Origin of the sequence: Serratia sp. CY76391, from assembly GCF_052166695.1 — a bacterium.
GTDB classification, from domain to species: Bacteria; Pseudomonadota; Gammaproteobacteria; order Enterobacterales; family Enterobacteriaceae; genus Serratia; species Serratia nematodiphila.
Map to the genome: position 1 here is coordinate 36092 of NZ_JBJNOJ010000005.1, position 12808 is coordinate 48899.

Sequence of the window (12808 nt, forward strand, 5' to 3'; positions counted from 1 at the left end):
TTTGGTTTGGTGATGCTTTTGTTCGAATTGATCTAAAAAAGATAATTTTTTGGCGCATAAACATTGTTTTTAAGACGTTTTTTTACCTATGGCTGTTTTATGAGCAAAATGACGGTCAATAAGTGAGCGTATTTGGGGGTATTTGGCTTAATTACTTTTTATTTTTGTGATCCATGTCACATTGTATTTAAAATTGCCTCTCACTTACATTGTGTGTGCTAATGGTTCGGGGGTAGAGTTGCGCTGCTTTAGGAATAATCTTATTAAATTTGTAAAAATAGTTTCATGGTGACTAAACACTATCGAAGCAGAATGCTGTACATCCATACACGTTGGTTTACGCTCGTAGCAAATACTGAACAGTGGTCGAATTTAGCGATTGTCGAAAATTATAGCAGTCGTTTTTGAGAGATTAATTTGCCAACTTTGGGAAACAACCCAAGTCACGGGCGATAAAATTTATCACCCAGCGTATGTTTTTAAACATAGTCTGTCGGGATGGGGAATATGGGTACGTCTGAATTACTTAAGCATATTTATGACATCAATCTGTCATATTTACTTTTAGCACAGCGTTTGATCAACGATGAAAAAGCGTCCGCAATGTTTCGCCTGGGTATTGATGAAACCATGGCCGATGCGCTGGCGCAGCTGACTTTGCCGCAAATGGTTAAACTGGCCGAGACCAACCAGCTGGTTTGCCACTTCCGCTTTAACGAAAGCCAGACCATCGAACGCCTGACCAAAGAGTCGCGCGTCGACGATCTGCAACAAATCCATACCGGCATTTTGCTATCAAGCCATTTACTGCAAGAGCTATCGAGTAAAGACGCTAGCCCGACGAAGAAAAGAGCCTGATGATGGTTGAGAAAAGTATCGTTCAAGAAGCCAAGGACATTCAGCTCGCCATGGAGCTGATTTCGCTGGGAGCCCGATTGCAGATGCTGGAGAGTGAAACCCAGCTCAGCCGCGGGCGCTTGATTAAACTTTACAAGGAGTTACGCGGCAGCCCGCCGCCAAAAGGAATGTTACCGTTCTCAACCGACTGGTTTATGACCTGGGAACAAAATATTCACTCGTCGATGTTTTACAACGCTTACCTGTTTTTGATGAAAAGCGGGCAGTGCAGCGGCGTGGAGGCGGTGATCAAAGCCTATCGCCTCTATCTCGAGCAGTGTCCGCAGCAGGCCGGCGAGGCGCCGTTGCTGGCGCTGACCCGCGCCTGGACGCTGGTGCGCTTCGTCGATAGCGGCATGTTGCAGCTTTCCGCCTGCAGCTGCTGCGGCGGCGCATTTATCACCCACGCGCACCAGCCGCTGAATGGTTTCATCTGCAGTTTATGCCAACCCCCATCCCGCGCCGTAAAAAGACGTAAACTTTCGCCGCAACTGGCCGATATTATTCCTCAACTGCTGGACGAGCAGGTCAAACGCGCCATCTGAGCCGCCACGTTGCCGGCTCTCGGCAATGAATACCGACGTGTGATACGCAGGGGCGGCATGCCGCCCCCAGACATGCAGCCTGGTCTGTCGCGCCAGGGCGCGTTTGCCCCACCTTCCATCCACATTGTTAATTTAAGGAATGCGTGTGCTAGTTATTTTGGGTTATCTCGTGGTATTGGGTGCGGTGTTTGGCGGCTACCTGATCGTGGGCGGTCATCTCGGGGCGTTGTATCAGCCGGCGGAATTTCTGATTATCGGCGGGGCGGGCGTCGGCGCCTTCATCGTCGGCAACAACGGCAAAGCGATCAAAGCCACGCTGCGCGCGCTGCCGCGGCTGATGCGCCGTTCCAAATACAACAAAGATCTGTATATGGATCTGATGGTGTTGCTGTTCCGTCTGCTGGCCAAATCGCGCCAGCAGGGCATGCTGTCGCTCGAGTTCGATATCGATAATCCGCAAGAAAGTGAAATTTTCTCTAATTATCCGCGCATCCTTGCCGATAACACTCTGGTGGAGTTCATTACCGACTATTTACGGCTGATGGTGAGCGGCAATATGAATGCGTTCGAGATCGAAGCGCTGATGGACGAAGAGATCGAAACCTACGAGCAGGAAAGCGAAGTGCCCGCCGGCAGTCTGGCGATGGTGGGCGACTCCTTGCCGGCGTTCGGCATCGTCGCGGCGGTGATGGGGGTGGTGCACGCCCTGGCTTCGGCTGACCGTCCGGCCGCTGAACTGGGCGCGCTGATCGCTAACGCCATGGTCGGTACTTTCCTCGGCATTTTGTTGGCCTACGGCTTCATCTCGCCGCTGGCGACGTTGCTGCGCCAGAAGAGCGCCGAAAACGTCAAGATGATGCAGTGCATCAAGGTCACGCTGTTGTCGAGCCTGAACGGTTACGCGCCGCAGATCGCGGTCGAGTTTGGCCGCAAAACGCTGTATACCACCGAACGTCCTTCTTTCGTTGAGCTGGAAGAACACGTGCGCCGCGTGAAAGCGCCGGCGCAGCAGGCGACGGAAGAAGAAGAAGCATGAAACAGAATCATCCGGTCGTTCTGGTCAGAAAGCGCAAGTCGCATCATGCCGCCCATCACGGCGGCTCCTGGAAGATCGCTTATGCCGACTTTATGACGGCGATGATGGCGTTCTTCCTGGTGATGTGGCTGCTGGCGATCGCCAGCCCGCAGGAGCTGACGCAAATCGCCGAATATTTCCGTACGCCGCTCAAGGTTGCCCTGACCAGCGGCGACAAGAGCAGCTCCGAAAGCAGCCCCATTCCTGGCGGCGGCGACGATCCTACGCAGCAGCACGGCCTGGTGAAAAAACAGGTCGATTCGCCGGACTCGCGCGCCGAAGAGCTGCGCCTGAACAAGCTGCGCGAAAAGCTGGATGAGTTGATTGAGTCCGATCCGCGCCTGAAGGCGCTGCGTCCGCATCTGCTGATCAACATGATGGACGAAGGGCTGCGCATCCAGATTATCGATAGCCAAAACCGGCCGATGTTCAAAACCGGCAGCGCGCAGGTCGAGAGCTACATGCGCGATATTCTGCGGGCGATAGCGCCGATCCTTAACGACCTGCCGAACAAAATCAGCCTGTCCGGCCACACCGATGACATCCCTTACGCCACCGGCGAGCGCGGCTACAGCAACTGGGAACTGTCGGCCGATCGCGCCAACGCGTCGCGACGCGAGCTGATCGCCGGCGGCCTGGCGGAAGGCAAGGTGCTGCGGGTGGTGGGCATGGCGGCCACCATGAGCCTGAAACAGCATGGCGCCGATGACGCGATTAACCGTCGCATCACCGTGCTGGTGCTGAACAAGCAAACGCAAGAGGGCATCGAGCACGAAAATGCCGAAAGCAACGCGATGGATATTGCCCAGCCGGAAAGCCTAAAGCAGCTGGCGCCGTCGGCGACCGCACCGGCCAGCCAAACGCCGGAACCCTCGGCGACGGCCCCGGAACCGGTGGCGACAACGCCAGGCGCTCCACCGCAGGCATCCCCGGCGATAGCACCGGCCGATCAGGCATCGGAACCACCGGCGTCCGCACCCGCACCGACTAACCGCGACTCACAGCCAGAGGTGACCCCGTGAGCATGGACATTAGCGATTTTTATCAGACCTTCTTTGATGAGGCAGACGAGTTGCTGGCCGACATGGAGCAACACCTGCTGGAGCTGGATCCGCTGGCCCCCGATATCGAGCCGTTAAACGCCATCTTTCGCGCGGCGCATTCGATCAAGGGCGGCGCGGCGACCTTTGGTTTTTCGGTGCTGCAGGAAACCACCCACCTGCTGGAGAACCTGCTGGACGGTGCAAGACGCCAGGAAATGAGCCTGAGCACCGAGATTATCAACCTGTTTCTGGAAACCAAAGACATTATGCAGGAGCAACTGGACGCCTATAAAACCTCGCAACAGCCTGACGCTGAAAGCTTTGAATACATTTGTCAGGCGCTGCGCCAGCTGGCGTTGGAAGCGCAACAGCAGCAAGAGGCGCCTGCGGCTCAACCGGCCGTTCAGCAGCCAGTCGTTAAGCCATCGGCCGCGCCGGCGGCGATCGAGGGCGGCATGCGCATCAGCCTGAACGGGCTGAAAGCCAGTGAAATCCCCTTGATGTTGGAAGAGCTGGGCAACCTCGGCGAGGTTAAAGATCCGCATCAGACGGAACACAGTCTGGACGTGACGTTGCTCACCTCCGCCAGTGAAGACGACATCAGCGCCGTGTTGTGCTTCGTGCTGGAACCGGAACAAATCAGCTTCTCGACGCCGACCCAGAGCGAACCGGCCATCGCAGAAGCGAGCTTACCGGAAGTGGCCGCCTTACCGGAGCCTGCGCCGGTCGCGAACGCCGCGCCGCCTGCCGCGAAACCGGCCGAAGCACCAAAAGCGCGCGCCAAGGCGAGCGAATCCACCAGCATCCGCGTGGCGGTGGAAAAGGTGGATCAGCTGATTAACCTGGTGGGCGAGCTGGTGATCACCCAATCGATGCTGGCGCAACGCTCCGGCACGCTCGATCCGGTGAACCACGGCGATCTGCTGAACAGCATGAGCCAGCTGGAGCGTAACGCGCGCGATCTGCAGGAATCGGTGATGTCGATCCGCATGATGCCGATGGAATACGTCTTCAGCCGCTACCCGCGGCTGGTGCGCGATCTGGCCGGCAAGCTGAATAAACAGGTGGAGCTGACGCTGCAGGGCAGCTCGACCGAACTGGACAAGAGCCTGATCGAACGCATTATCGATCCGTTGACGCACCTGGTGCGCAACAGTCTCGATCACGGTATCGAAGAGCCGGCTACCCGCATCGCCGCCGGCAAGTCGGCGGTGGGCAATCTGGTGCTGTCGGCCGAACACCAGGGCGGCAACATTTGTATTGAAGTCATCGACGACGGCGCCGGGCTGAACCGCGAAAAAATTCTCGCCAAGGCCGCTTCGCAAGGGCTGGCGGTCAGTGACAGCATGAGCGACGAAGAGGTCGGCATGCTGATCTTTGCGCCGGGCTTCTCCACCGCCGAGCAGGTGACCGACGTTTCCGGCCGCGGCGTCGGCATGGACGTGGTGAAACGGAATATTCAGGAGATGGGGGGCCACGTCGAGATCCGTTCGCAGGCCGGTAAAGGCACCACCATCCGCATCCTGTTGCCGCTGACGCTGGCGATCCTCGACGGCATGTCGGTCAAGGTGAACGACGAAGTCTTTATCCTGCCGCTGAACGCGGTGATGGAATCGCTGCAGCCGCAGGCGGAAGATCTGCATCCGCTGGCCGGCGGCGAACGCGTGCTGCAGGTGCGCGGCGAATACCTGCCGCTGGTGGAGCTGTATCGGGTATTCGAAGTGGACGGCGCCAAAACCGACGCCACGCAGGGCATCGTCGTTATCCTGCAAAGCGCCGGCCGCCGCTATGCGTTGCTGGTAGATCAGCTGATTGGCCAGCATCAGGTGGTGGTGAAGAATCTGGAAAGCAACTACCGCAAAGTGCCGGGCATCTCCGCCGCGACCATTCTGGGCGACGGCAGCGTGGCCTTGATCGTCGATGTCTCGGCGTTGCAAACCTTGAACCGTGAAAAGCGTCTGACGGACGCCGCCGCATAATAATGAGTTTATTGATTTAAAAGGTGAATGATATGGCAGGATTGGCAGCCGTCAGCAAATTGGCTGGCGAAACGGTAGGGCAAGAGTTTCTGATTTTTACCCTGGGCAACGAGGAGTACGGCATCGACATCCTCAAGGTGCAGGAAATTCGCGGCTACGATCAGGTGACCCGCATCGCCAACACCCCGGCGTTCATCAAGGGCGTCACCAACCTGCGCGGCGTGATTGTTCCTATCATCGATCTGCGGGTGAAATTTTCGCAGCAGAGTGTTTCCTACGATGAAAACACCGTGGTGATCGTGCTGAACTTTGGCCAGCGCGTGGTGGGCATCGTGGTTGACGGCGTCTCCGACGTGCTGTCGCTCACCGCCGATCAGATCCGTCCGGCGCCGGAGTTCGCGGTGACCCTGGCGACCGAATATCTCACCGGCCTCGGTTCGCTGGGCGAGCGCATGCTGATCCTGGTGGATATCGAAAAGCTGCTGAGCAGCGAAGAGATGTCGCTGGTCGACAGCGTGGCGAAAAGCGTCTGATTTCAGACTCAAGGGGCGGGGCGCCGCCCCCTTTAATCTTCACTTTCCCTGATCTGTCGCGATGGCCTCAGCCGCGCCCGGAACCCCCACTAAAAATAGTTACTTTCCCGCATAAAGTTTTGCCGCACGGCGCCGATAACTCTCACATTCAACGTCATCAGAGCCTGTCTGCGCGGGCTTCAACAAGGGAAATCATGTTAAATCGTATGAAGGTGGTCACCAGCCTGTTGCTGGTGTTGGTGCTGTTTGGCGCCTTGCAGTTGATTTCGGGCGGACTCTTTTTCTCCTCGCTGAAAAGCGATAAGGAAAACTTTACCGTCCTGCAAACGATCCGCCAGCAGCAGCTGCAGCTGAGTGAAAGCCGCGTTGACCTGCTGCAGGCGCGCAACTCCCTGAACCGCGCCGGTATTCGCTACATGATGGATACCAACAAGATCGGCAGCGGCGCCACCATTGATGAACTGCTGGCCAAGGCGAAGGAAGAGCTGGGTGAAGCGGAAAGACACTACGCCGCGTACGAGAAAATTCCTCAGGACCCGCGCCAGGATCCTCAGTCGGCGGAACGCCTCAAGCAGCAGTACGATGTGCTGTACGGCGCGCTCTCCGAGCTGATCCAACTGCTGGGCGAAGGCAAAATCAACGCCTTCTTCGATCAGCCTACGCAGAGTTACCAGGACAACTTTGAGCAGAGCTACAACGTTTATCTGGAGCAAAACGGCAAGCTGTACCAAATCGCGGTCGACGGCAGCAACAGCTCCTACAACTCGGCCATTTGGACGCTGATCGTGGTGCTGGTGGTGGTGCTGGCGGTGATCGTACTGGTCTGGACCGGTATCCATCACATCCTGGTGCGCCCGCTGAACCGTATGATCGACCACATCAAACAGATCGCCGCCGGCGACCTGACTCAGCAGATCGTCGTCAACAGCCGCAACGAAATGGGCGTGCTGGCGGCCAGCCTGAAACACATGCAAAGCGAACTGATCGAGACCGTCAGCGGCGTGCGCCAGGGGGCGGACGCCATCTACAGTGGCGCGTCTGAAATCGCCGCGGGCAACAACGATCTCTCCTCCCGCACCGAGCAGCAGGCCGCGTCGCTGGAAGAGACCGCCGCCAGCATGGAGCAATTGACCGCGACGGTGAAACAGAACGCCGAAAACGCCCGTCAGGCTTCACAGCTGGCGCTGAGCGCCTCCGAAACCGCGCAGAAAGGCGGCAAGGTGGTGGCCAACGTGGTGCAGACCATGCACGACATCGCCGGCAGTTCGCAGAAGATCGCCGATATTACCGGCGTGATCGACGGTATCGCCTTCCAGACCAACATCCTGGCGTTGAACGCCGCAGTGGAAGCGGCGCGCGCCGGCGAACAGGGCCGCGGCTTCGCGGTGGTGGCCGGTGAAGTGCGCAACCTGGCGCAGCGCAGCGCGCAGGCGGCGAAAGAGATCAAAGGCCTGATCGAAGACTCGGTCAGCCGCGTCGATATGGGCTCCGTGCTGGTGGAAAGCGCCGGGGAAACCATGGGCGACATCGTCAACGCCGTCACCCGCGTGACCGACATCATGGGCGAAATCGCCTCGGCTTCCGACGAGCAGAGCCGCGGTATCGATCAGGTTGGCCAGGCGGTAGCGGAAATGGACCGAGTGACCCAGCAGAACGCCTCGTTGGTGGAAGAATCCGCCTCGGCGGCGGCGGCGCTGGAAGAACAGGCCAGCATGCTGACCCAGTCGGTAGCGGTATTCCGCCTGAGGTCGGAAGGCCAGGAAGAGTTTAAAGCGCCTGTCACCAGCAAGGCGCCGGTAACACCGGTAATCAATCATAAGAAAATGAACGCCAGCGATCTGCAGGATAACTGGGAAACGTTCTGACCGGTATCGGGCCTCTCTCGCAGAGGCCCTTTTCCCTACGTAGGCCGGTCGCCGGCCGGCTGCAAGGAGGTTCACAGTGTTTAACCGAATCCGTATCTCTACCAGCTTGTTCCTGTTGTTGATGACCTTCTGCGTTCTGCAGTTGGCCAGCAGCGGCCTGTCGTATTCCGCGTTTCGCTCCGATAACCACAACCTCGACATCATCACCCTCGGCAGCCAGCAGCGCGATTCGCTCAGCCTGAGCTGGGTATCGCTGTTGCAGGCCCGCAATACGCTGAACCGCGCCGGCACCCGCGCGGCGCTGAAACTGCCGCAGGAGCAGGTGAACGAATTGATGAGCAGCGCCCGCAGTTCGTTGCAGAAGGCCGATCTCTATTTCAATCAGTTTATGGCGGTTGAACGCAGCAGTGAACAGCAGAACCAGCAGACGGCCACCACCAAGGCCAGCTACGAGCGGCTGCGCGGCGCGCTGCGTGAGCTGATCGGTTTCCTGGAAAAGGGCGAGCTGCAGGCGTTTATGGATCAGCCGACGCAGAAAACCCAGGACCTGTTTGAGGCTGACTTCGTGCAGTACCTGCAATTGGTCAACGGTGACATCAGCGAGGCTCGAGACGCCAACCAATTCTCCTTCACGCTGGCGGGCCTGATGCTGGCGGGGGCGGTCCTGATGCTGATCGTGGTGACCGGCAGCGCCATGTGGTGGTTGCGCACCATGTTGGTACAGCCGCTGAACCAAATCCGCAGCCACTTTGAACGCATCGCCGCCGGCGATTTGGCGACGCCGATTCAGGTGTATGGCCGCAATGAAATCAGCATGTTGTTCGCCAGCCTGCAACGCACGCAGCAGTCACTGATCGGTACCGTCGGCGCGGTGCGCGACGGTGCGGAGTCGATTCTGATTGGCCTGCAGGAGATCGCCGAAGGCAATAACGATCTCTCTTCCCGTACCGAGCAGCAGGCCGCTTCGCTGGAAGAAACCGCCGCCAGCATGGAACAGCTGACCGCGACGGTGAAACAGAACGCCGACAATGCGCGGCAGGCCTCTCAGCTGGCGCGCGACGCTTCGGCCACTGCGGCCAAGGGCGGCGAACTGGCCGGGGACGTGGTCACCACCATGCACGATATCGCCAACAGCTCGCAGAAAATCGGCGCCATCACCAGCGTGATCGACGGCATCGCCTTCCAGACCAACATTCTGGCGCTCAATGCGGCGGTGGAAGCGGCGCGCGCCGGTGAACAGGGGCGCGGTTTCGCGGTGGTCGCCGGCGAAGTGCGCAACCTGGCGAGCCGCAGCGCGCAGGCGGCGAAAGAGATCAAGGTGCTGATCGACGAATCGGTCAGCCGCGTCAAACACGGCTCGGTGCTGGTGGAAAATTCCGGCGCCACCATGCAGGACATCGTGCGTTCGGTGACGCGCGTCACCGACATCATGGGCGAGATCGCGTCGGCTTCGGATGAACAGAGCCGCGGCATCGAGCAGGTGACGCAGGCGGTGACCCAGATGGATCAGGTTACCCAGCAGAACGCCGCGCTGGTGGAAGAGTCCGCTTCTGCCGCCACCGCGCTGGAAGAGCAGGCCATTACCCTGGCCGACGCGGTCGCGGTATTCCGTCTGGCGGACGATAACTTCGTCGCGCCAGGTAACAGCAACAACGCAGTTTCACCCGTGGTAAAGGAAGCCCAAGATTGTCAAACCGCATAAGCAGCACGTTTTACTCCGGTGAGGCGGCATGAAACAGGCGCCGTCAACTTCTAACCGGGATACTGCGTCGATGTTGACGCAAATGGTGCAGCGCCTGCCGCTGTCGGACGTGCATTTTCGCCGTATCAGCCAGTTGATTTATCAACGCGCCGGCATCGTGCTGGCGGAGCATAAGCGCGAGATGGTTTACAACCGCCTGGTGCGCCGGTTGCGGCTGCTGGGATTGCACGATTTCGGCGATTACCTGGCGCTGCTGGAAAGCGATCCGAACAGCGCGGAATGGCAGGCGTTCATCAACGCATTGACCACCAACCTGACGGCATTTTTCCGCGAGGCGCATCACTTCCCGATCCTGGCGGAGCATGCGCGCTCGCGGCCGAACGGCTACAGCGTCTGGAGCACCGCGGCCTCGACCGGCGAAGAGCCGTATTCGATCGCCATCACGCTGAGCGATGCCCTGGGGCAACGCGCCGGCAGTTGCCAGGTCTGGGCCAGCGACATCGATACGCAGGTGCTGGAGAAAGCGGAGGCGGGCGTTTACCGCCAGGAAGATCTGCGCACCCTGACGCCGACCCAAATGCAGCGCTATTTTCTGCGCGGCACCGGTCCGCATCAGGGGCTGGTGCGCGTGCGGCCGGAGTTGGCGGCGCGAGTGAACTTTCAGCCGCTGAATCTGCTGGCGCCGGAGTGGGCGCTGCCGGGGCAATTCGACGCCATTTTTTGCCGCAACGTCATGATCTATTTCGATAAGGCGACGCAGGAGCGCATCCTGCGCCGCTTCGTTCCCTTGCTTAAGCCGGGGGGGCTGATGTTCGCCGGCCACTCCGAGAATTTCAGCCAGATCAGCCGGGATTTCTACTTGCGTGGGCAGACCGTGTATGGGCTGACCAAGGAGAGGTAATGAGTAAAATCAGAGTGTTATGCGTAGACGATTCGGCACTGATGCGCCAGCTGATGACGGAAATCGTGAACGGCCATCCCGACATGGAAATGGTGGCGACTGCGCCGGATCCGCTGGTGGCGCGCGATCTGATCAAAAAATTTAATCCTCAGGTGCTGACGCTGGACGTCGAGATGCCGCGCATGGACGGGCTGGATTTCCTCGAGAAGCTGATGCGCCTGCGACCGATGCCGGTGGTGATGGTCTCTTCGCTGACCGGCAAAGGCTCGGAAATCACGCTGCGCGCGCTGGAACTGGGCGCGGTGGATTTCGTCACCAAACCGCAACTCGGCATTCGCGAGGGCATGTTGGCCTACAGCGAGCTGATTGCCGAGAAGATCCGCACCGCGGCCAGAGCGCGCCTGCCGCAGCGCTCCAGCAGCCCGGCGCCGGCGATCCTCAGCCATGCGCCGCTGCTGAGCAGTGAAAAACTGATCGCCATCGGCGCCTCCACCGGCGGCACCGAAGCGATCCGCCAGGTGCTGCAGCCGCTGCCGGCTACCAGCCCGGCGCTGCTGATCACCCAGCACATGCCGCCGGGTTTCACCCGTTCGTTCGCCGAGCGGCTGAACAAACTGTGCCAGATCACGGTGAAAGAAGCGGAGGACGGCGAGCGCGTGCTGCCGGGCCACGCCTATATCGCGCCGGGGGACCGCCATCTGGAGCTGACGCGCAGCGGCGCCAACTATCAGGTGAAGCTGCATGACGGCCCGGCGGTCAACCGCCATCGTCCGTCGGTCGACGTACTGTTCCGCTCGGTGGCGCAATACGCCGGCCGCAATGCGGTGGGGGTGATCCTCACCGGCATGGGCAACGACGGAGCGGCGGGGATGCTGGAGATGCATCGCGCCGGGGCGTATACCCTGGCGCAGAACGAGGCGAGCTGCGTGGTGTTCGGCATGCCGCGCGAGGCGATTGGCAGCGGCGGCGTCAGCGAAGTGGTCGAGCTGGACAGGATGAGCCAGCGCATGCTGGCGCAGATCGCCGGCGGCCAGGCATTGCGCATTTGATTTCAGTCCGCAGGGTCTTCCCGGCGGCGATATGACCCAGGTTCGCCGTGCGGCGGCCTGCGGTGTTGCATCATTAAACGGTTAACTATTTCAGGAGTAACAATGGCAGACAAGAACCTCAGATTTCTGGTTGTGGACGATTTTTCCACCATGCGCCGCATCGTCAGAAATCTGCTCAAAGAGCTGGGCTTCAACAACGTCGAAGAAGCTGAAGACGGCGCGGATGCGCTGAACAAGCTGCGCGCCGGCGGTTTCGACTTCGTGGTGTCCGACTGGAACATGCCGAACATGGACGGGCTTGAGCTGTTGCAAACCATCCGCGCCGACAGCGCGCTGGCCGCGATGCCGGTACTGATGGTGACCGCGGAAGCCAAGAAAGAAAATATCATCGCGGCGGCGCAGGCCGGCGCCAGCGGTTATGTAGTAAAACCATTTACGGCGGCGACGCTGGAAGAAAAGCTCAACAAGATTTTTGAAAAATTGGGCATGTAAGGAGAGGGCGATGAGAGACATTCCAATGCCTGCCAGCGATGCAGCGACCGCGGGAGAGATCATCTCCCGCATCGGCCAACTGACCCGAATGCTGCGCGACAGCATGCGCGAACTGGGGCTCGATCAGGCGATCGCCCAGGCGGCAGAGGCGATCCCGGATGCGCGCGACCGTCTTGACTATGTCGTAACCATGACGGCGCAGGCGGCGGAACGGGCGTTGAACTGCGTGGAGGCGGCGCAACCGCGCCAGGCGGAGCTGGAATCCGGCGCCAACGCGTTGAAAGGGCGCTGGGACGAGTGGTTCGCCAATCCCATCGAACTGGACGACGCGCGTTCTCTGGTCAACGACACGCGCCAGTATCTGGAGCAGGTGCCTGGCCATACGGCCTTCACCAACGCCCAGTTGCTGGAGATCATGATGGCGCAGGACTTCCAGGATCTGACCGGTCAGGTGATCAAGCGCATGATGGACGTGGTGCAGGAGATCGAAAAGCAGCTGCTGATGGTGCTGATGGAAAACATGCCGGAGCAGCCGGTGAAGGAAAAACGGCCGAACGACAGCCTGCTGAACGGCCCGCAGCTCGACCAGAACGGCGTCGGCGTGATCGCCAATCAGGCGCAGGTCGACGATCTGCTCGACAGCCTCGGTTTCTGAGGCCTTTCGGGGCGCGCGACGGCGCCCCCCGAAAGTTGCGCAGCGTCGCGCAAAGATTGGAGTATATAGCGT

Annotated in this window: 12 protein-coding genes; all 12 read left to right on the forward strand. The window is 59.5% G+C overall.

The window, feature by feature from the left end:
• The first annotated feature begins 507 nt into the window (after nucleotides 1–507).
• The 12 genes from flhD (at nucleotide 508) to cheZ (ending at nucleotide 12736) form a co-directional block, all read left to right on the forward strand.
• The gene (gene flhD / locus ACJ8PN_RS09445) at nucleotides 508–858 is read left to right on the forward strand and encodes a flagellar transcriptional regulator FlhD (protein ID WP_004934891.1); all 351 of its coding nucleotides are present in this window, start codon (nucleotides 508–510) and stop codon (nucleotides 856–858) included.
• The gene (gene flhC / locus ACJ8PN_RS09450; RefSeq protein WP_016927281.1) at nucleotides 858–1442 is read left to right on the forward strand and encodes a flagellar transcriptional regulator FlhC; all 585 of its coding nucleotides are present in this window, start codon (nucleotides 858–860) and stop codon (nucleotides 1440–1442) included. The genes flhD and flhC overlap by 1 nt, the downstream gene beginning before the upstream one ends.
• A gap of 145 nt (nucleotides 1443–1587) precedes the next feature.
• Nucleotides 1588–2478: a flagellar motor stator protein MotA gene (gene motA / locus ACJ8PN_RS09455; protein ID WP_442534849.1), complete on the forward strand. Its 891-nt coding sequence runs from the start codon at nucleotides 1588–1590 to the stop codon at nucleotides 2476–2478.
• Complete coding sequence (gene motB, locus ACJ8PN_RS09460; protein WP_351106197.1) at nucleotides 2475–3539, forward strand: flagellar motor protein MotB; 1065 nt, start codon at nucleotides 2475–2477, stop codon at nucleotides 3537–3539. The genes motA and motB overlap by 4 nt, the downstream gene beginning before the upstream one ends.
• Nucleotides 3536–5539 carry a chemotaxis protein CheA gene (gene cheA / locus ACJ8PN_RS09465; RefSeq protein ID WP_044031008.1) on the forward strand — a complete coding sequence of 668 codons (2004 nt, stop codon included), beginning with the start codon at nucleotides 3536–3538 and terminating at the stop codon, nucleotides 5537–5539. The genes motB and cheA overlap by 4 nt, the downstream gene beginning before the upstream one ends.
• Nucleotides 5540–5571: 32 nt before the next feature.
• A complete protein-coding gene (gene cheW / locus ACJ8PN_RS09470) occupies nucleotides 5572–6072 on the forward strand; it encodes a chemotaxis protein CheW (protein ID WP_004934876.1) in 501 nt (166 codons plus the stop codon).
• 194 nt (nucleotides 6073–6266) lie between these two features.
• Complete coding sequence (locus ACJ8PN_RS09475; protein WP_004934873.1) at nucleotides 6267–7937, forward strand: methyl-accepting chemotaxis protein; 1671 nt, start codon at nucleotides 6267–6269, stop codon at nucleotides 7935–7937.
• 76 nt (nucleotides 7938–8013) lie between these two features.
• On the forward strand, nucleotides 8014–9639 hold the full coding sequence (locus ACJ8PN_RS09480) for a methyl-accepting chemotaxis protein (RefSeq protein ID WP_004934871.1): 1626 nt from the start codon (nucleotides 8014–8016) through the stop codon (nucleotides 9637–9639).
• 28 nt (nucleotides 9640–9667) lie between these two features.
• Nucleotides 9668–10540, forward strand: coding sequence for a protein-glutamate O-methyltransferase CheR (gene cheR / locus ACJ8PN_RS09485; RefSeq protein ID WP_025159837.1), 873 nt, complete (start codon nucleotides 9668–9670; stop codon nucleotides 10538–10540).
• The gene (locus ACJ8PN_RS09490) at nucleotides 10540–11589 is read left to right on the forward strand and encodes a protein-glutamate methylesterase/protein-glutamine glutaminase (protein WP_351106191.1); all 1050 of its coding nucleotides are present in this window, start codon (nucleotides 10540–10542) and stop codon (nucleotides 11587–11589) included. The genes cheR and ACJ8PN_RS09490 overlap by 1 nt, the downstream gene beginning before the upstream one ends.
• 102 nt (nucleotides 11590–11691) lie before the next feature.
• Nucleotides 11692–12081: a chemotaxis response regulator CheY gene (gene cheY / locus ACJ8PN_RS09495; protein ID WP_004934862.1), complete on the forward strand. Its 390-nt coding sequence runs from the start codon at nucleotides 11692–11694 to the stop codon at nucleotides 12079–12081.
• A 10-nt stretch (nucleotides 12082–12091) separates the two neighbouring features.
• Complete coding sequence (gene cheZ / locus ACJ8PN_RS09500) at nucleotides 12092–12736, forward strand: protein phosphatase CheZ (protein ID WP_171454255.1); 645 nt, start codon at nucleotides 12092–12094, stop codon at nucleotides 12734–12736.
• Nucleotides 12737–12808: the final 72 nt, after the last annotated feature.

Excerpts from the sequence above, each read along its gene's own strand:
- flhD (WP_004934891.1), top strand. The coding sequence starts at position 508 with ATGGGTACGTCTGAATTACTTAAGCATATTTATGACATCAATCTGTCA.
- flhC (WP_016927281.1), top strand. The coding sequence starts at position 858 with ATGATGGTTGAGAAAAGTATCGTTCAAGAAGCCAAGGACATTCAGCTC.
- motB (WP_351106197.1), top strand. The coding sequence starts at position 2,475 with ATGAAACAGAATCATCCGGTCGTTCTGGTCAGAAAGCGCAAGTCGCAT.
- cheW (WP_004934876.1), top strand. The coding sequence starts at position 5,572 with ATGGCAGGATTGGCAGCCGTCAGCAAATTGGCTGGCGAAACGGTAGGG.
- ACJ8PN_RS09475 (WP_004934873.1), top strand. The coding sequence starts at position 6,267 with ATGTTAAATCGTATGAAGGTGGTCACCAGCCTGTTGCTGGTGTTGGTG.
- cheR (WP_025159837.1), top strand. The coding sequence starts at position 9,668 with ATGAAACAGGCGCCGTCAACTTCTAACCGGGATACTGCGTCGATGTTG.
- ACJ8PN_RS09490 (WP_351106191.1), top strand. The coding sequence starts at position 10,540 with ATGAGTAAAATCAGAGTGTTATGCGTAGACGATTCGGCACTGATGCGC.
- cheY (WP_004934862.1), top strand. The coding sequence starts at position 11,692 with ATGGCAGACAAGAACCTCAGATTTCTGGTTGTGGACGATTTTTCCACC.
- cheZ (WP_171454255.1), top strand. The coding sequence starts at position 12,092 with ATGAGAGACATTCCAATGCCTGCCAGCGATGCAGCGACCGCGGGAGAG.